This window comes from Tissierella carlieri (assembly GCF_018917285.1).
GTDB classification, from domain to species: domain Bacteria; phylum Bacillota; class Clostridia; order Tissierellales; family Tissierellaceae; genus Tissierella; species Tissierella carlieri.
On sequence record NZ_JAHLOH010000007.1, the window covers coordinates 1 to 21,139 of the forward strand.

Annotated in this window: 16 protein-coding genes; 2 read left to right on the forward strand and 14 right to left on the reverse strand. The window is 29.7% G+C overall.

The genetic code is table 11. The features are described from left to right. Positions 1-475 precede the first annotated feature (475 nt). Positions 476-1,387, forward strand: coding sequence for a selenium metabolism-associated LysR family transcriptional regulator (locus KQI38_RS00610; RefSeq protein ID WP_216554273.1), 912 nt, complete (start codon positions 476-478; stop codon positions 1,385-1,387). 12 nt (positions 1,388-1,399) lie between these two features. Here KQI38_RS00610 and KQI38_RS00615 read toward each other — a convergent pair whose 3' ends face one another. From KQI38_RS00615 to KQI38_RS00680, 14 genes are all read right to left on the reverse strand, one after another. Next, entirely contained in the window at positions 1,400-2,059 is a 660-nt protein-coding gene (locus tag KQI38_RS00615) for a response regulator (RefSeq protein WP_216554275.1), read from the reverse strand. Between the two features lie 3 nt (positions 2,060-2,062). Continuing rightward, a complete protein-coding gene (locus KQI38_RS00620; protein WP_094901712.1) occupies positions 2,063-3,223 on the reverse strand; it encodes a sensor histidine kinase in 1,161 nt (386 codons plus the stop codon). A 6-nt stretch (positions 3,224-3,229) separates the two neighbouring features. Then, on the reverse strand, positions 3,230-3,688 hold the full coding sequence (locus KQI38_RS00625) for a chemotaxis protein CheW (RefSeq protein ID WP_094901710.1): 459 nt from the start codon (positions 3,686-3,688) through the stop codon (positions 3,230-3,232). A gap of 74 nt (positions 3,689-3,762) precedes the next feature. Beyond that, the gene (locus tag KQI38_RS00630) at positions 3,763-4,887 is read right to left on the reverse strand and encodes a TMEM165/GDT1 family protein (RefSeq protein ID WP_216554277.1); all 1,125 of its coding nucleotides are present in this window, start codon (positions 4,885-4,887) and stop codon (positions 3,763-3,765) included. A gap of 89 nt (positions 4,888-4,976) precedes the next feature. Then, entirely contained in the window at positions 4,977-6,245 is a 1,269-nt protein-coding gene (gene hutI, locus KQI38_RS00635; RefSeq protein WP_216554278.1) for an imidazolonepropionase, read from the reverse strand. A 9-nt stretch (positions 6,246-6,254) separates the two neighbouring features. Continuing rightward, positions 6,255-7,151 carry a glutamate formimidoyltransferase gene (gene ftcD / locus KQI38_RS00640; protein WP_216554281.1) on the reverse strand — a complete coding sequence of 299 codons (897 nt, stop codon included), beginning with the start codon at positions 7,149-7,151 and terminating at the stop codon, positions 6,255-6,257. A gap of 17 nt (positions 7,152-7,168) precedes the next feature. Continuing rightward, entirely contained in the window at positions 7,169-9,196 is a 2,028-nt protein-coding gene (locus tag KQI38_RS00645) for a urocanate hydratase (RefSeq protein ID WP_216554283.1), read from the reverse strand. Positions 9,197-9,208: 12 nt separating this feature from the next. After that, positions 9,209-10,738 carry a histidine ammonia-lyase gene (gene hutH, locus KQI38_RS00650; protein WP_216554285.1) on the reverse strand — a complete coding sequence of 510 codons (1,530 nt, stop codon included), beginning with the start codon at positions 10,736-10,738 and terminating at the stop codon, positions 9,209-9,211. 305 nt (positions 10,739-11,043) lie between these two features. Further along, the gene (locus KQI38_RS00655) at positions 11,044-16,422 is read right to left on the reverse strand and encodes a diguanylate cyclase (protein ID WP_216554287.1); all 5,379 of its coding nucleotides are present in this window, start codon (positions 16,420-16,422) and stop codon (positions 11,044-11,046) included. Between the two features lie 27 nt (positions 16,423-16,449). Further along, the gene (locus tag KQI38_RS00660; RefSeq protein WP_216554289.1) at positions 16,450-16,896 is read right to left on the reverse strand and encodes a MarR family winged helix-turn-helix transcriptional regulator; all 447 of its coding nucleotides are present in this window, start codon (positions 16,894-16,896) and stop codon (positions 16,450-16,452) included. 42 nt (positions 16,897-16,938) lie between these two features. Continuing rightward, positions 16,939-17,823, reverse strand: a complete 885-nt coding sequence (locus KQI38_RS00665) for a diacylglycerol/lipid kinase family protein (protein WP_216554291.1) — start codon at positions 17,821-17,823, stop codon at positions 16,939-16,941. Between the two features lie 184 nt (positions 17,824-18,007). After that, positions 18,008-18,481, reverse strand: coding sequence for an MlaD family protein (locus KQI38_RS00670; RefSeq protein ID WP_216554294.1), 474 nt, complete (start codon positions 18,479-18,481; stop codon positions 18,008-18,010). Between the two features lie 13 nt (positions 18,482-18,494). Beyond that, a complete protein-coding gene (locus KQI38_RS00675) occupies positions 18,495-18,887 on the reverse strand; it encodes a YtxH domain-containing protein (RefSeq protein ID WP_216554296.1) in 393 nt (130 codons plus the stop codon). A gap of 107 nt (positions 18,888-18,994) precedes the next feature. Beyond that, on the reverse strand, positions 18,995-19,180 hold the full coding sequence (locus KQI38_RS00680) for a hypothetical protein (protein ID WP_094901688.1): 186 nt from the start codon (positions 19,178-19,180) through the stop codon (positions 18,995-18,997). Between the two features lie 196 nt (positions 19,181-19,376). Here KQI38_RS00680 and KQI38_RS00685 point away from each other — a divergent pair, with 196 nt between their 5' ends. Continuing rightward, entirely contained in the window at positions 19,377-21,128 is a 1,752-nt protein-coding gene (locus KQI38_RS00685; RefSeq protein ID WP_216554298.1) for an ABC transporter ATP-binding protein, read from the forward strand. Positions 21,129-21,139: the final 11 nt, after the last annotated feature.

The following is a 21,139-nucleotide window of genomic DNA, read 5'->3' on the forward strand; positions in this document are numbered from 1 at the left end:
GATCAAACTCTCATAAAAAAGTCTGATTAGCTCAAAATTTAGCTAGCTTTAAAAAGCTAATTTGTTACTTGTGTGTTTTATAATTCAAAGTTACTCACACTGTTTAGTTGTCTAGGTTCCTGCACCCCTTACGAGGTGACTTACTTAGTATAGCAAACTTTCCGTTTGCTGTCAACTGTTTTTTAAAACTTTTTTTAAATCATTTTGTTGATTTGTTTTCATTAAAAGTTTTAAAGAACTTGGCGCTGACAATATATAACTATACACTGTTTTTATTACTTTGTCAACAGCAATTTAAACATATTATTTAGTTTTATAAAAAAATACTCTTATATTACTTAAACCAATGGTTACAGTTTGTCTTATAGATATTTTGTATTGTAAATTTCTTTATATATTTGTTAGAATAATTGTAGATTTATACCTATTATTTGTTACAATAGAGTTGGAGTAATAATTTGAGAGAGGTGATAGAATGGATTTTAGACAATTAGAAACATTTGTTGAAGTTGCGAAATTAAAGAGTTTTTCTAAGGCAGCTGAAAAGCTTTTTATTACTCAACCTACTGTGACTAATCATATTCAAAATTTAGAGAAAGAACTTGGTACATTATTAATTAATAGATTTGGAAAGAAAATCACATTGACCGATGCAGGCAATTTATTATATAAATATGCCATTAATATATTGAATTCTTGTGAAATGGCAAAATTTGATTTAGCTTCTTATCAAGGTAAAATTCAAGGTCATTTGCACATATATTCAAGTTCTGTTCCTAGAAAATATCTACTACCAACTATAATTAAAAACTTTTTAAATCATTATCCTGATGTTTCATTTACTGTAGGTGATAAGGATTCTAAAAAAGTTGTGAGAGGAATTTTAGATGGAGAAACTGATTTTGGAATTCTAGGAGCTAAATTCTCTTCAAACAATCTTAAGTATATTGATTTAATGGAGGACAGGTTAGTTTTAGTCACTCCTAACTCTCCTAAGTTTCCTGGTGATAATTTTTCTTATATAGAAAAGGATGTATTATTTAGAGAAAAAATCATATTTAGGGAAGAAGGTTCTGGTACTAGGGCCCTAGTTGAGAATATATTTGAAAAAGCTAAGCTTCCTATTAGCAAACTAAATATAGCTGCTTATGTTGAAGACACAGAAGCAATTAAAGAACTAGTTTCTCTTGGTATAGGTATTAGTTTCCTATCCGAAAAAGCCGTTCAAAATGACTTGATACTTGAAAAATATAAAGTTTTCTATGTTGAAGACTTGGAATTTATCAGAAAATTTTATTTTGCTTTTCATAAGAGTAGACAGCTATCCCCCCTCAGCGAAGCTTTTAAAAATTATATATTAGAATTTGTAAAAGACCAGAAGAGATAATTCGTCTGGTCTTTATAATTTTTTTATATTATTTTTATATGCAAATATTGCAGCCTGAACCCTATCATTTAAATCAAGCTTTTTAAAGATATTCGACACATGGTTTTTCACAGTTTTTTCACTAATATATAATCTATCAGCAATGTCTTTATTATTCAAGCCTTCAGCAATTAAAATAAGTACTTCATACTCTCTTTTTGTTAGTGAATTGATTTTATCAATACTAATATTGAAATATTCATCATAGTTAGAAGATCTGCTAACTAAATCTGCCACACTAGGTTGTATATACTTCTCTCCTTTTGCTACATCTCTAATTCCTTTAATTAAACTATCTGCATTTGAATCTTTCAACATATATCCATTTGCGCCTAACTTTAATGTCTTTAAAATATATTCCTTGTCCTCATGTATAGTAAGAATAATTACCTTCGATGTTATTCCCATATCTTTAAATTTCCTAAGGGTTTCTATTCCATTTAATTTAGGCATATTTATGTCTAATAGTATTATATCTGGATCTAATTCTGTAGCCATTGTAAAAGCTTCTTCACCATTACTTGCTTGTCCAATAACGACTATATCATTTTCCAATTCTAATATTTGTTTTATTCCTTCTCTTATTAATGCGTGGTCATCCGCAATTATAACCTTAATAATTTTATCCTTCATTGTTTAGTCCTCCTCATTCAAAGGTATGAATAAGCTTATTTTAGTTCCCAAATTTGAAGAAGATGTTATGTGGAGGTTCCCATTTAGCAACTCAACTCTTTCTTTTATACTCATCAATCCAAATCCTCCTGATACTGAATTGGATTCTTTTCTATAGCTTTCTGGATCAAATCCTATACCATCATCTATAATAGATAGATTAATCTTAGTTAAAGATTTTTCAATTATAATAGAAGTAGATTTTGCTTTTGAATGTTTTCTAATATTGCTTAAAGATTCTTGAGTAATTCTAAAGATAGCTATTTGTATAGCAGATTCTAAATCACTAAAAGAGCCATATGTCTTAAGGCTTACCTTTATTCCAGTATCTTCTTCAAAAATAGATATATATCTTTCTAATGTAGGAATAAGTCCAAGATCATCTAAAGACATAGGTCTCAAATCATATATTATCTTTCTTACATCTTTTAAAGTTCCTCTAATAACCCATTTTAAATTATGAAGCTCATTTTTAGCCCTATCCTTATCTACATCTAATAATCTTTCACATAACTCAGCTTTTACTATAACATTTGCTAAAGATTGAGCTGGTCCATCATGTATATCCCTGGCTACCCTACTCCTCTCTTCTTCTTGTGCTTCTATAATTTTAATACTTAAATAATGTTTCTTACTCAGCTCATCTACAGTTGCTGCTATATTGCCCGCATTTCCCATTAAATACTCTGTAGCTACGGTTATTTGTTTATTAATATTTTCCGCTTTTTTATATACTTCATAGGAGCTCTTTAGCCTAAGCTCTATTTCCTTTCTTCTCTCTATCAAGTTTTTTTCTTCTTCTCTCTTTAATAAAAGCTCTACTCTAATTCCATTAGCCAGTTCATAAGCATCTTTTATATCATTTTCACTAAATAAATGAAAATTCTTGCTCTTATTAGATAGATTCCCACGACTTCTTTTATCAAGGTCCTCTAATCTCCCTACTTGAGCAAGTGTATCCTGAATCTTAACCTGTAAAGACTTAAGTTCATCCTCCAGTCTTTTACATTCTAATCTTGAATGGCTAACAATCTCAAAAATTTCATCCTTAGTCCCTTTTATGGAATCAATAGTAGCCTCTAATATTTCATTTAATCTTTTGATACTTATTTGTTGTGATCCCATAATATACTAAACCTCTAAATTTTGTATTTCTTCTATCTCATCCTTTGATAATATTTTCTTTAGGTCTATTAGAATTAAAAGCCTTTTTTCATCTAATTTCCCTACACCTGTTATATATTTCTTATCAACACCACTTATAAATGAAGGGGCAGGATCTATTTGTTCATCATTTACCCAAACTGTTTGAGAAGCTTCATCTACTATAAATCCAATTTCTTTCTCATCTAAACTAATAACTATAATTCTAGTATCTTTCGTTACCTCAGCTTGTCCTAATGATAACCTCTTCTTTAAATTAATAATTGGTATAACACTTCCTCTATAATTTATAACCCCTTCAATAAATGATGGTGTATTTGGTAGAGAAATAGATTCCTCATATGGACCAATTTCTTTTACATTCATTATGTCAATACCAAATTCACCTTTTCCAAGTTTAAAAACCACATATTGATTTTCAGCCATAGAATATACCTCCTTTTATTTTTTACAAAATATACTTTATTTTAATTATTTATATAATTAATAAATATAAAATACTATTTATACAAAGTTTCGTAAATCTTTTGCTCTAAAATTATTCCATATTTACTATTTTTCTTTTTAGCTTCTTCTAAATATTCTTTAAAATTCACATCAACATTTAAACCTTCTCCAAAAATAATTGTTTCTAAGAAGTTCCTAATTTTATTAATTACGAAACTTTTATTGGTATCCCAACCATTGTTTATGGAATCTATTATTATCATACTTAGAGCCTCTATAATCTTATTATTATCATATCCCTTTTTAATCAAAGAGTCTATATCAATTATAGAAGCTTGATAGTAATTTCCATTTTCCCTTGCTTCTTCGAGTATAAATCTAGTATATCCTATTAGACAAGTTGCCCCTATACACTTTCCACATTTCTCTTCTCCCAAACAAATACTATCTAAAGTTTCTTTAAGAACTCTTGTCTGATTATAAAGCTTCGAGGCTACTTCCTTCATAGGAGAACTGACTTTATTCTTTCTATTTGTAAGTAACTTTCTTATTAAAACAGATTCAACAATTAATAATAACAATAAGTATAATATAATATTAACAATATTTATATAGTCTTTTGGAATTGTATTTAATAGTTTTAAACTTCCAAAGAATACAAAAACTATAGAAGAAACAATTTTAATAGCAACCTCTGGTATCTTTTCCCCAATTTTACTGCCTATAAATATACCAAGTCCAGATGTAGCGACCATACCTAACGTTGTTCCCATTAATATAAAAATAGGATAATTTCCTTCTGTTGATAATGTCATTGCTGTTAATTGAGTTTTATCACCTAATTCTCCAATAAAAAAAGCTAATGCCACTGTTATAATTGGACTAAAAGCCTTTTTATTCTCAGTTTCATCTATTTCATCATCTTTTAAAGCCATTATACCAAAAATAACAAACATAATTCCAGCAATTATTTGTATTAAATTCATTGGAACTACCTTAGAAATAAAACGACCTAATACAATAGCAATTCCATGATTTAATACGACTCCAAATATGACGCCTAAAATTACTTCCTTTACTTTATACTGAGTCGCAAAAGTCATAGCTATTATCTGAGTCTTATCTCCCATTTCAGCAGCAAAAACTAATAAAAATGCTCTAACCAATTCTTTTATCATTCAGATTTCTTCCTCCCATAATGAAAAGACTTTTAGCTTGTTATTATGATTTCAACAAGCTAAAAGTCTTAGTTATTTAATTAGAATAATTATATTGTATTATTTTTATATGCAATCTTACCTTTTTTAACTACTGTATCAACATGGTTTACTCCAAAATGATATATAATATATTCTAAATTTGGTGAATCAAACATTACTATATCTCCTCGTTTTCCTATTTCAAGACTTCCAACTTCCCTTTCTAATCCTAAAGCTGCAGCCCCATTTATAGTTACAGCTGTAATTACTTCTTCTGGAGTCAATTTCATAATCAATGAACCAAAACTCATTATAAGCTGTAAATTTTCTGTAGGACAGCTCCCAGGATTATAGTCTGTAGATAAAGCTATGGGAACTCCTGCTTCCACCATTTTTCTAGCTCTAGCAAATTTTCCAGTTTGTAAATTAAAGCTAGTGCCAGGAAGTAAATTTGCTATTACACCACTCTTAGCCATTTGCTCAATTCCAATATCACTAGCTGCTATCAAGTGATCTGCCGTGATACATCCTATTTCTGCTGACAATTCCGCTCCGCCTAATGGCTCAATTTCATCAGCATGCAACTTAGGCTCCATACCATATTCCCTAGCAGCAAGCAAAATCTTTCTAGATTGGTCTATTGTGAAAACACCTTCTTCACAAAATACATCACAGAACTTCGCTAACTTTCTTCTAGCTACTTCAGGTATCATATCTTTAATAATAATATCTACAAATTCATCTGGATTATCTCTATAGTCTTTGGGTACAGCATGTGCCCCCATAAACGTTGAAACAATATCAACATGATGATCTTCATTCAACTTATTTGCTACCTCTAATTGTTTCAATTCAGTGTCAAAATCATCTATCCCGTATCCACTCTTTGCTTCAATCGTTGTTACTCCAAATTTAAGCATAGTATCTAAACTCTTCTTTCCTTGATTATACAGCTCTTCAAATGTGGCTTCTTTTGTCGACTTAACTGTAGAGTGAATACCTCCACCTGCTGCTAATATATCCAAGTATGGTACCCCTTTTAACTTCATAGCTAATTCATTTTCTCTAGATCCACCATGTACCAGATGAGTATGAGAATCTACTAATCCTGGGGTTACAGTTTTACCAATACCATTTAATATTATAGTATCCTCATCTACAATAATATCTGATGGTAATTCACCCTCTCCTACATAAATTATTTTCTCACCATTTAAAGCTATTATACCATTTTTTATTATTCCTATATCTTTTAATGATTCTTTAACTCTAGGTTTATTTTCTCCTTTTAAAGTTATTAAATTATCAACATTCTTTATAACTAAAGTGGCTTTCATTCTATCACCTTATTCCATCATTCTTTTTTCTAAAATCTGGCCGTGGTCAAAGTTCTCTAGTCTTAAATAGTAATCCGCTACATCAATCATTGCCGCCATAGGAAGTAACCCTATTATTTCGCTCCCTATAACATTTACTCCATATCTTCTAGCTTCTCTCTCTATCACATCAAACACTCTAAATAGCGGTGTTTTAGTATAGTCTACCATATTCATAGTTACTTGTACAATATTTCTTTCTTTGATTTCTATTCCTAATGCCTTACAATATTTAAATCCTCCTGCTGCACCTCTTATGGATTTTGCAATGTTTTTAGCCACACTAATGTCATTTGTTCCTAGATTTACATTAAATGCTACTAAAGGCATCCTTGCTCCTACTGCCGTAACACCTGATTTTTCGTTTAATTCAATCGGTCCAAAGTCTGGCACCCAATCTTTTTCCTTTAATTTATCTGCCATCCCTTCATATTGACCTCGTCTTACATCCGCTAAGTTCTCACGGCTTAAAGATTCCGCTGATTTTTCATATAAATATACCGAAATATTAAGTTCTTCTCCTATTCTTTTCCCTAACTTTTTTGATAGCTCAACACATTCTTCCATAGTAACATCTGATATTGGAATGAGTGGTATAACGTCTGTTGCACCCATTCTAGGATGTTCTCCTGTGTGACTTCTCATATCTATTAGCTCAGATGCTACCTTGCATGCATTAAAAGCTGCTTCTATTACTTTCTCGGGTTCGCCAATAAAAGTAACAACTGTACGATTATGATCCTTATCCATAGAATAATCTAGCAGTTTAACATCTTCAATTATTCTAATTTCTTCAACTATTTTTTCTATAGTATCTTTATTTCTTCCTTCACTAAAATTAGGTACACATTGAATAATTCTAGCCATTTTATATCCCCCTATGATTAATTTTTCAATTTATCTCCCACTAACCTTTTAACCAAATCATCATCCGCTACATATGGAATTGTAATATGGTCTGTATCTTTAAATTTATTATTATATTCAATACAAGTATATATTGAATTTTCATTTCTAGCCCAAGCTCTTCTTGCAACTCCACCCATTACATCCCATGGCATTGAAGTTTTAAGGATATTATCAACTCTCTCAGATCCATCTAATACCATCCCAAATCCACCATTAATTGATTTCCCTATACCTACTCCTCCACCATTGTGAAGTGCAATAAGGCTCATTCCTCTAGCTGCATTACCCGCAAAACATTGTGTAGCCATATCTGCCATAATATTACTACCATCCTTAATATTAGCAGTCTCTCTAAATGGTGAATCTGTACCTCCTGTGTCATGATGGTCTCTGCCTAACATTATAGGACCCACCTCTTTATTTCTTACCATTTCATTAAATTTTAATGCTATTTCAGTTCTACCTAGTGCATCTTGATATAAGATTCTAGCTTGAGTACCTACAACAAGCCCATTGGCTTCTGCATCTCTTATCCATATATAATTGTCCCTATCTTGACCTCTTCTATTCGGATCTATACATTCCATGGCTGCTTTATCTGTTTTAATTAAATCCTCATGCTTTCCACTTAAACAAACCCATCTAAAAGGTCCATATCCGTAGTCAAATAACATAGGTCCCATTATATCTTCTACATAAGATGGGAATATAAATCCTTCTGATTCATCTATTCCATTTTTAGAAATATGTTTTGCTCCTGCATCATAAACAGCTTTCATAAAGCTATTTCCATAGTCAAAGAAATATGTTCCTCTTTCTACTAGCTTCTTAATTAATTCAAAATGATGTATCAAAGATTCATTTACTAATTTAATAAATCTTGATTTATCCTTTTCTATCATTTCCGTTCTTTCTTCAAATGTTAATCCTTGAGGACAATATCCTCCATCATAAGGAGCATGGCATGAAGTTTGATCTGATAATAGCTCTATATTAATATGATTATCTACTGCATATTCCAGCAAATCTACAATATTACCATGGTATGCAATTGCTACTGCTTCTTTTTTAGCCATTGCTTCATGAGCATATTCAAATAATTTTTCTAAATCATCAAAAGCTTTATCTATCCAGCCTTGATCTAGTCTAGTCTGTATTCTAGAAAAATCTACTTCTGCTATAATTCCTACACCATTTGCTATTTTAGTAGCTTTACCTTGAGCTCCACTCATACCACCTAATCCAGAACTTACAAACATATGACCTCTTAAGTCACCATCTTCCTTCACTCCAAGTTTCATTCTGCCCGCATTTAATATAGAATTATAAGTTCCATGAACAATTCCTTGAGGTCCAATATACATCCAGCCTCCTGCTGTCATTTGTCCATAGTTTGCAACTCCCATTGCCTGTGCTTTAATCCAATGTTCCTGATCATCAAAAGCTCCTATCATAAGTGCGTTTGTAATAATTACTCTAGGACTTGTTATAGATGATTTAAACAATCCAACTGGATGACCTGATGCAACTACTAGTGTTTGTTCATCAGTCAATTCCTCTAAATACTTCTTAATCAATCTATATTGCATCCAATTTTGACAAACTTGCCCAGTTTCTCCATAGGTAACTAATTCATATGGATATAATGCTACATCAAAATCAAGGTTGTTATCAATCATTACTTGAAAAGCTTTTCCTTCGATACATTTACCTTTATACTCATCTATTGGCTTCCCCTTAATATTATCTTCTGGCCTATATCTATAACCATAAATTCTTCCATGAGTAAACAACTCATCTAAAAACTCTGGTGCTAATACTTCATGCAATTCTTCTGGTATATATCTCAGGGCATTTTTAAGCGCAATTTCTATTTCTCTTTGAGTCAAGTTTAATTCTCTCTTTGGAGCCCTTCGTATTCCAGCTTCAAAATTAGGTACTGGTGGTAATTCATTTCCTAACTTGATAGTCATAGCCTCAGAAATTTGCAAATTCTTAATCATAAAATCTCCCCCTTATAATAATCTTCCAATTTCTTTCTCAACAGCATTTACTATATTTTCAGATTTAATTATATCTTCGCATTTGTTTATATCTAAAGACATAACTCTATCATCTTCCATAAATTTGATGCTATCTCTTATTACATTATAAGCTATCTTAGTTCCTTTTCCCAATCCTTTATTTCCTCTTAAATCAATTGCTTGACAAGCAGCTAAAATTTCCATAGCAAGAACTTTTCTCACATTTCCCATTATTTCTCTAGCTTTTCTCGCAGCAATAGTTCCCATAGATACATGATCTTCTTGATTAGCAGATGATGGTATAGAATCTACACTGGCTGGATGTGCTAACACCTTATTTTCTGACACCAAAGATGCTGCTGAATACTGAACTATCATGAATCCCGAATTAAGTCCACCTTTATTAACCAAAAATGCTGGTAAGCCATTACTTAAAGAAGGATTTACTAATCTTTCAAGTCTTCTTTCAGACAAATTAGCTAATTCAGATAACCCTATACCTAAAAAATCGAAGCTTAAGGCCATTGGCTGTCCATGGAAATTACCACCTGAAATTACTTCTTCCTCTTCAACAAATATTAAAGGATTATCTGTGGCAGAATTCATTTCAATCTCAATCTTTTCTTTTACATACTCAAAACAGTCTTTGCTGCCACCATGTATTTGAGGTATACACCTTAAAGAATATGCATCTTGCACTCTTAGTTCTCCCTGGCGAGTCACCATTGAACTTTTTTCTAATAGAGTTAATAAATTTTTTCCTGTATTCGCTTGACCTTCATGAGCCCTTACACTATGAACTCTGGAATCAAATGCATCTACTATACCGTTTAAAGCTTCTATTGTTAAAGAAGCTGCTATATCGGCTGTCTTACTTAACATAATAGTATCATATATTGTTAAGGCACCAATTGATGTCATGACTTGAGTTCCATTAATCAGAGCTAATCCTTCCTTAGAAGTTAATTCAATAGTTGGTATATCTGCCTTTTCCATAGCTTCCTTGCCAGGCATTCTTTTTCCTTGATATATAGCTTCTCCTTCCCCTATCATAACTAATACCATATGAGATAGTGGTGCTAAATCTCCACTAGCTCCAAGAGATCCCTTTTCAGGTATAATTGGATGCACTCCTTTATTTAACATTTTGACTAAAGTATTTAGTGTGGATAGTCTTATACCGGAGAAACCTTTAGACAATGCATTTGCTCTAAGTAGCATAATACCCCTAACTATATCTTCATCTAAAGGATTTCCTACCCCGCAAGCATGGCTTATAATAAGATTTCTTTGTAATATTTTTGTTTCTTCTCCAGTGATAACTACATCGCTGAATTTTCCAAAGCCTGTAGTTATACCATAGACAACCTTATTTTCGTCTACGAATTTATCAACTAAGGCCCTAGCTTTTTCTACCCTAGAAACTGCCTCTTTAGACAATTCTACTTCTGCACCTAATCTTACCACCCTTATAAATTCTTCCAAGGTTAAACCATTGCCATTAATAAATACTTTTCCCATAATATCCCCCTCCATTTAAATTCATTAATATATTTCACTACCTAACTAAAGTGCATAAAAAAACCACAGAATTATCTGTGGTTTTTTAATTTAATAGATTTTCTTAAAGTAAATAAATTCTTAGACATAATCTCCCCTACTTTTTAATGATGGAAATTTTTCTAAACCTTTAATTAATTATATCATAATATAGTATAAAATAGTAAATATTTTTTATAATCCATAGGAAAATTCCACCCTATTTTAATTTCAATTTTCCTATGGGTTATAAAACAGTCTTCCTTATTTTGCTAACGCTTCTTTTATTAAACTATAGCTGCAAATATATTACCAAAGTTCTTAGATAAATTAAAGCTATTAAAATCAAACTCTTTATTCTTCAAAGAAGTGGAAATATATAGAATACCTTTTACTCCTTCATTCTTTATTAATGGTAATACTATAATTGATTGCCAGTTGGGCAATCCAGATAAAGAATCAACATTGTCTATATTATCCCAATCTATTAAAAACTCTCCTTTTTTACTATCTATTACTCTATCAATAATCTTATGATTTAGAGGAGGAGCATCTACCCAATCATCATCAAATCTAGCCCGAGTAAAATATTTTTTTACACTTTTATTCTTTTCAATAATCATCATAGTTGCCCATTCCGCATCTATGGTCTCTAATAATCTTCCTAAAAACGTAAATGTTTTTCCTTTAATATCACGATTCTCTCTGATTAGCTCAATAATATCCATAAGGGCTAATATATTTCTATTATCTTCATCCATGCTACCTGTTAGAATTCCAGCAAGCTTATCAACTCTATTTATCGTATTATCCATTTGAGCATTCCATAAAATAGCTTTATTCCTACCTGTCTCCTTTGCATGATATAAAGCTTGGTCAGCCTTTTCAATTAAATCTTCCTTAAATTGACTATGTTGGGGATAAATAGATATACCTATGCTTACAGTAACAGGGTGATCTATTCCTTGAATTTTTAAGGATTCTATATTTTTTCGCACTTTTTCAGCAATGTTATATGCCTCTTCTTCTGTTGTATTTTTAAGCAATACGATAAACTCTTCGCCACCATATCGAGCTACAATATCAGTGCCCCTAATCGTTGATTTTAGAGTATTTCCTATTGAAGCTAAAATTTCATCTCCCTTTCTATGCCCATAGTTATCATTTACATTTTTAAATTTATCAATGTCTAACATCAAAATAGAGAAGTTCCCATTGTTAGACTTAGTTTTACTGATAAGTTGGTCAAATTTTGCTTCATAATACTTTCTAGTAAATGTACTAGTAAGCTTATCAGTTGTTGCCATTAACCTTAGTTTATTGTTTTCTAAGTTAATAAATATTAGATAAGAAAGATTTCTAATCAATTGAAGTCTATCAATATCAAATCTATTGAAAACCTTATCCGTTTCTAAGTAGATATAACCTTGAGTTATACTTTCATCTGAAGAATATTTCCTTCTATCAGCTTTTTTTTCATTTTCTTCTTCAAATATAATTATTGGCACACACATTATACCTTTAATGTCATTTGATAAAAACTCTCTATACCTTTGGTTATAAGCCGTACTAAAATTGCTATTTATTAAAATTCCCCTCTTAGATCTATCTGCTAAGTTTAAAATACCCTCATTGATTTTATAATCAAATTTTTTATCTAGAGATGAAATTATTTCATATTCTTTCTTTTTCTCATTATAGTTTAAAATAAATCCTCTTTTTGCAAAAGATTCTTTCCCCAAATAAGACAATATTAAATCAAGATTATATCTAAAGTCATCACTGAGTCTAGAAATTAAATTTTCTGTGTTTTTAATATCTAAAGCTTCACCATAATATTCTAATTGTGTGATCCTTACAAATTCTTCACTGCCTATTCCATCAATAATTGGAGTTATATCAAAATATTCATATATATTTTCTTCACTTATGCTCTCTAAGGGAAGATAGTCCAATTGACAAGCATATTCTTTTTCCACAGCTGTAAAGATTCTTTCTTTTATTAAGTCTCCCTTTCTACTTTTAATATAACTAAGTTTAAGGTTTACGTCATATATCTTCAAAGATAACCTATAGATAATATCTAATGCTTCTACTAAATATTTAATAGCCTGCTTATATTTTCTTTTACAATACAATTTAAATCCAATTGCTGTATTTAAAAATAACCTTGAGGAAAATAAATTATCTTGTATCTTTTTTTCTTCAATAAAAATTAAATCTTCAATGGATTTGTCTGTAGAGTCAATAATATATAATATGACTTCTCTTATAATATCTAAAAATTCTACTTTTGTTAAATTTATTAAGTTAAAATCTTCTTCGAGTAAGTCTAATGCATAATCAATATCTCCATGTAAGATACTGATTATAGAAAAGTAAAGCAATGCTTTTTTTCGTTCCTGTATTAGTTCTGTTTTCCTATATAACTCTCTAATTTTTTCTATCTCATCTCTATTAAAATAAGATTCCTTAAAAAATTTGAAATAGATTATTCTACACTGTGCCTTTAAATATTCTCTAGCATTAAATTCCTTACATAAATCTCCAGCAACTTGCGACTCTTCTATACCTTTCTCCCATTGTCCCATATATCCATAAAATTCTCCGAGAAAATTATGATAACCAACATTGAGCTCTAAGTCTAAAATTTGCTTAGTTTCAAATATTTCTTTTAAATATACATAACATTCATAGGCATTGTTATATTCAGAAGTAGCTAAATATATAATTCCCATATTAATATTAGCTATTAAAATTCCATTTAAGTCCTGTAATTCTATAGCACCTTTTTTAACTTCCTTCATATATTTAAGTGCTTTCTCAAACTCGTAATTCCTCATATATAGTTCAGCAATATTGTTTAGAAAAATTATTTCTACTTCTTGAACACCGAATTTAGTTGCAATTCCTAGACCTCTTCTATAATTCTCCATTGCTTTCTCATTATTTGCATAATGGTCTGCATATATAGTACCAATGTTATTAATCGGTCTAGTAGCTTCTATTAGGCTATCGGTTTCTTGATGATATAGAATACTCTTTTCATAATTCTCTATAGCTTCATTTATATTTCCACTTAAAGCTTTAATTAATCCTAAACGGTTATATATGGTACCTAAATATGTCTTAATTTCATAAGTTTCAGATAAAGTAATAGCCTTATATAAGAGTTCTTCCGTTTCTTTTAGCTCCCCATTACTTATACCAATTCTAGCTCTTAAAGACAAAGCTATAATATTCCCCTCAATTATATGATTTTCTGTAGATATCTTTTCTATATCTTCAATATATTTAAATGCCAAATGGTTTTGTCCTTTTCGATAATAATTATCTACATTAATAGACATGCCTTTAATTATATGTTTAAAATCACTTAACCTTTCTGCTTCCTTCTGATAGTCTTCTAAATAGGTGTCTCCTTTTTCCGTTTCCCCCTTCAAAGAGTATATGTCCACTAATTTCTCTAGAATCTTTAGTTTAATTGTGCCTTTACTATCCTTTGCTATATTATATGCTTTCTCAAGCAATAATCTGGCATAAGTACTATACCTGTTTTCTAGTTTCTCAAAACCTCCTAGAATTATATTTAGAGCTTTCTCAGATTGATTAGATTTAATTAAATGATATATTAATTCTTCTAATACTAAATCTAGATCATCACCATAAAAATCCTGAATAACCTTAGATGCCTTTCTATGCAAATTTTCTTTTTCACTCTGAGGAATTTCATAATATACTAATTTCTTCAGTTCACTACTATTTATACTATAACTATATCCCCAGTCTGCTAACCTTTCATCGATAAGCTTTAAACTAGTTAACTCATCTAAATCCTTTTCTAGCTTACCTTGTTCTATATCTAACATATTCATCAATATTTTTTTATGCAGTACATCATCAAATATTGCCATTACTTTAAACACATCAAAATAATTCTTTTTAATAATATCTAACTGTTTTTTAAAGGCATCATCAAAATCAGCTGGAAAATACAAATCTGAATAACTATCACCTTTTCTATGCCATTTGCCATCAATATTAATATAAAATTCTCCTATATTATATAAATGCTTAATAATATATTCTATATGTCTAGGATTTCCTTGACTTTCCTTATATAAGACTGATGCTAAATTGTGTGGTATACGAGACATACCTAATATATTCTTAACCATAAATCCAATTTCTTCTAATCCAAGCTTATGCAATTCCATATCTATTACATATGAATCCGTTTTCCACTCATTTATTTTCTCTTTAACTAAAGTAGTTTCTTCTCCATGACTTCCTTCAAAAGAAAAAATAAAAAATACATTATTTCCTTTAACGTTTTTAATTAGATAATCTAAAAGCATTACAAAATTACTGTTGCATTTCTGTATATCATCAATAATAATATATATTATCTTCTCTTTAGAAAGCTCAGTAAAATAATTTGCAATTCTATTATATAACCTAAATCTTTCTGTTTTTTGATTTAAATCAGTATCTATGCCTTCATCAATATTTAATCTTAACTCTGGAAGTATTCGTGACAACTCATTTCTATATTTCTCTATAAGTTCAGACGGTGTATCCTTCATAGATTGTTTTAATATGTTTGACATATCTAGTAAATCATTACTTATGCTTTCATGTATCCCAATAAAATACACATCTCTACCTTTTAGTCTCAATCTATGAGATATTTCACCAAGGAATCTTGACTTTCCGACTCCAAAATCAGCATTCACAACTAAACCTTTATATCTATTAGTTCCATTTACTATATCATCATCTATTAACATGGATTTATGAATTTCTTTCTCCCTACCAATGATTTTATTATTAAAGGACAAAGAACTTCTGCTTTCTATTAAATCATAAGAATGATTCAGGTTAAAAATATTGCTTATTTCATCTATAATCTCCAATAGGTTTACATCTCTTATAATGAAATCTCTCTTGGTAAGTTGTTTAATAATATTACTTAACTTTTGTTTTTGTTCTGTAGTTAAAATACTTTCCTCATTATAGACAAATGAATCTACATCATCAACTAGAAAATCCTGTAGTAATAAATATTTAATTAACACACCTAATGAAAAATAATCTACTTTTTTATCATTTTCATCCCTATTTATTAACGCTTCGGGAGATATGAAATATCTTGTTAAATCATCATAATGAGAATTGTATCTTTTTTCAACAATAGTAGCTAAATCCGTAAGTTTTACACTTCTATCTTTAGTTATAAATATTTCTGAAGGATTTAATAATTTGTATGTGAAACCTCTAAAATGTAAAAAATCGATTGTTGCTATAATATCTAATAGAACTTTAAGCTTTTCTTCCAAACTTAACTCTTCTTTTATATCACTTAATCTAGGACTATGAATATATTCAGATATAGAGTAATATAACAACATATTCACCTTTTTAGTATCTATTGTCTTAACTAGGTTAAACTTTTCACTAGACAATATATGTTTATGATTAATATTTGATAAATAAATAAAATTGTCGATAAAATAATTTATTAATTCTCTTTGAACGTCAAAGTGATAAAGCTTCATCAATTGAATTTTATCGTCTTCCCATAGATCAGATACTTTATACGTCTCAAAATATAACGTATCCTCTAAAACCTTTTCAATCTTATATCTATTGTCGACAATTTTCATGTTATCCCCTCTTTTTTACATCTAATCTTATGACTCATCCTTCATTGCCTCATATAAGGCTTTTAATCCCAAGTGCAATTTATTTTTATCCTCATCACTAAAATCACTTAACTTTCCTGATAAGAAGTCAATACGCTTATTTAACACTTTTTCCAAAATATCATAACCGTTAGGTAATACCTCTACTCTCACAACCCTTTTATCTTTCTCATCTTTTTTTCTTACTACTAACTCCGCTTTTTCCATGCGATCAATAAGATCTGTAATAGTGCTACATGCCAAAGCCATTTTCTGGCTTAATTCTCCAATTGTCATATTCCCTTGGTTTATAAGAATCTGTAAAGCTGAAAATTGAGGTACAGTAATATTAAAGTCAGATAATATTTCTCTCCCTTTTCTCCTTATGATATAATCTACTTTTCTTAGATATTTTTCTATATTAGCTACATTTTCACAGCTTACATTTTCGTTCATTTATATCCTCCTCTTTATCTTTTCAAAATAGCCTAGTTTTGTTTAGACTATAATTCTAAAGGCCTTCGGTACAATCTCAAAAGTGGCAGGAAGTTTACCACCATATTCACCATCTATATCGATAGACACTTTCTCTCTAGTATCTAATCTCACACTCTTTGACTTAAAATATACAACATTTGGATGATTAATATGATCACCACTAAATATATTAATAAAGATATTCGCTAAATCTTGAACTCCTGATTTTTTTACAATCACTATATCTAACAGTCCATCTAGGACATCTGCTTTTGGTGCTAATTTTTTAAAACCTCCTATAGATGAGCTGTTGGATATAAGAAATAACAATACTTCCTCATCTAAAGAACACTCTTCACTTTCCACACTTAATTTTATAGGTTCAAAGTTCTGGAGAGTTATCTCTTTCAACCCCTCTATATAATAAGCCATTCTTCCCAATACCATTTTAGTCTCTGGTAAAACCTGATATCCTACATTAGTTAAAAGTCCACCTGCCGCTACATTTACAAAATATTCACTATTAACCTTGCCTAAATCTACATCTATTGTGTTTTCCTTCTTAATCATATCATAAAAATCTATAATATTTTTAGGAATTTTCATGTAATTTGCAAAATCATTAACAGTTCCTGAAGATAAAATGGCAACTGGTATTTTTCTTTCGCTATTTGCAATACCTTTAGCCACTTCATTTACTGTACCATCACCACCACTAACAACTATGATATCCCAATCTTCCTTGCATGCTTTCATAGTTTCAATCATGGCATCGTCTTTTTTTTGTGTAATAAACTTGCTAATTAAATATCCATCATCTAATAACAATTTACATAAACGATCTACCCGTCTTTCCATAGATTGTCTCCCTGAAGATGGATTAAAAATCACCTTTATTTTCTTCATAAAAATCAGCCTCTCATCATATAAAATAATTTATATAAATTTAATATTAAATCGCCTAATTATATAACATTATATCCTATTATACCAGCAATATAATAATTGTAAAAGAATTTTCAATTTTCAATTTTTAGCCTCAACCACAGAATTTATGCTTAAAAAAATAAGAATCCAAATCTTAGGATTCTCACTTCTTCTTTATAGCATTTTTTATGGTTTCTATTATCTCAACAATCAACTTAATATAACTATCTATATTTTTTATATTGTATTGAAAAGCATATGCTGTTTCAGATATGCTATCAGTTACCACATCAAGAGTCTCAGATACTTTATGGGTTGTACTATCAATGGAGTCGGTAATAGAATTTACTTTTCCTGAGATGCCATTTATATTTTGTACTAAACCATTTATTTCTGGTGTTAAATCCTTTATAGCACTATCAGTACTTTCAGTGATTGAAGTTAAATTTTTACTTATTGAAGGTAATTGTTCAAGTATATCATTAATGTTCTTTTCATTTGCTTCAGCTACAATATTTATCTGACTCATTAATTTATTTATATTCTTTAGCACAAATATTAAGTATGTCAGTGCACCAATGCCTAATAAAAAAAGTATTAGTTTAAATAAATCCTGAATAGTAAGGGTAGCAGTCATTATCTACGCCCCCTTAATAGGATTCACTTTCATCTTCGTTAATATCTTCTTCCACTATTTCCTCTATTTCTTCTTCAATCTCTTCTTCAACGTCATTAACTAATTCATTTTTCTTTTCTTTTATTCCTTCATATGCCTGTTTGATCTCAGACTTAACTTTATCCTGTAATTCTTTAGTAGCTTCAATTTGTTCATTTACTATAGTTTTAACATTTTCAGCTACCTCTTTTGATTTCTGAGATATATCTTCTCTAGTTTCTTTCCCAGATTTAGGAGCAAATAATAATCCTGCTGCCGCTCCAATTGCAGTACCTATTGCAGTACCTACTGCTACATTTTTTGCGGTTTCAATTTTCTTTTCTCTCTCAGCTTTTCTTTTTTTTTCTTCGATAAACTTGTTTATCATTTAAATCTCCCCTTTATAATTATTCTGTGATTTTCATAATTGTCTTTTACCCTAAAAGACATTTTATAATCAAATTAAACTAAAAATATTCTATTTATTAATCTTATTTAAAACTTATCCTTTAATATTTTTTGCAATTCTGCTGCCTGATAGCCACACTCTTCTGCAAATTTTTTAAATAGATCTGCTATTTCACTATCATTTACTTTTTTTGAGTGTACTTCATAATCTCTGACCATTTCTTGTGAATCTAATATCATCTTTTTAACAATTTCCTTTGTAGTTAATTCCAAGATAATCCCTCCTAAATTTAAATTAATAGTTCTATATAATTAATTGTTTCACAGTATTATCTATTTTATACTTTTATATAAAATATTTTATTTAATACTTTAATTTATTGTAGTTTCATTTATAATAGATACTATACGATTTATTTTGAGTGTCGAAATGCTTGATAAATATTAACAAAAGGAGAATTGAAACCATATGAAAGTCTTTCTTTCTTTAAAAAACTTTTTTTCAAAGCATAAGTGGAATTATCTAATTGGAATCATTTGGCTTATAATTATAGATTCTGTTCAGCTAATAGTTCCACAAATATTTAGGAATTTAACAAATGATTTTGAAAATAACTTGTTAAATTCTAAGGGAATTACAAAGTATGTATGTTTAATTATACTGACTGGAACAGTCATCGCAGTTGGAAGATTTTTTTGGAGAATATATATTTTAGGCACTTCTCGTGAACTTGAATATTATTTAAGAAAAAAAATCTTTAATCACTTATTAACACTTTCACCTAACTATTTCAACACTCACAAAACTGGAGATTTAATGGCTCATGTAACAAATGATGTTAATGCAGTGCGAATGGCCATTGGACAAGGAACAATAATGATTGTTGATTCTGGTTTTATGATAATTCTATCTCTTATTATGATGATAAAAACTACAAACCTTAGACTAACTTCCATAGCTCTATTTACCTTGCCATTTATCATTATTGTAGTTAGCAAATTTGGTAAAATTATTCATAAGCGTTTCAAAATAGTTCAAGAGGCCTTTTCTGACCTTACAGATACTACCCAAGAAAGTTTTTCTGGTATCCGAGTCGTTAAATCTTTTGTGCAAGAAGAACTTGAATTAGAAAAGTTTTCTAAAGTAAATAAGGACAATTTGAATAAAAATATAGATTTAGTTAAAATATCTGGAACATTCCACCCATTTATCCAGTTTATATCTTCAATTAGCTTTCTTTTAGTAATATTTTATGGAGGCAAAGAAGTAATACTAAATAAAATTTCTTTGGGAGATTTTATTGCGTTTAACTCATATTTAGGATTGTTAGTATGGCCAATGATGGCCTTAGGTTGGGTTATAAATGTTTTACAAAGAGGAGCTGCTTCTATGGATAGGATCAATTCTATTCTAGATGAGAAACCAGATATTTCTGATATTGAAGATGCTATTAAATTAAATAAATCAAAAGGAAAGGTTGAATTCCAAGAGGTTAGTTTTAAATATCCTGGAGCTAATAATTATGCCCTTAGGAATATAAATTTTACTATAGAACAAGGAAAGTCACTAGCAATAATCGGTAGAACCGGTAGTGGTAAATCAACAATTGTAAGTTTGTTGCTAAGGCTTTACGACATTGATAAAGGTAAGATTTTATTTGATGACATAGATATTAAGAATCTATCCTTAAAATCCCTTAGAGAAAATATAGGCTATGTTCCGCAAGATAACTTCCTATTTTCTACTACTATAGAAGAAAATATTGCATTTTCATTTGAAGAGTCAATTTCACATGATAAGGTTATTCATGCGGCCAGACTAGCTGAAGTATATGATAATATTCTAGAATTTCCAAATGATTTTCAAACAATTTTAGGAGAAAGAGGTGTTACTCTATCTGGGGGACAAAAACAAAGAACTTCTATTGCACGAGCTATAATTAAAGAACCTTCCGTACTTATTTTAGATGATAGTTTATCTAGTGTAGATACTCAAACAGAGGAGAAAATATTAAAAAATTTAAAAGATTTTACAGATACAAGAACTACTATTATTATAAGCCATAGAATATCTACAGTGAAAAATTGTGATGAAATTATCTTCTTAGTTGATGGTGAAATTGCTGAAAGAGGAACACATGATTTTCTTATATCTCTTAATGGGTTATATTCAGATTTATATGAAAAACAATTATTAGAAGAAAAAATAGTTAATGATTAGGAGGGAAAAAT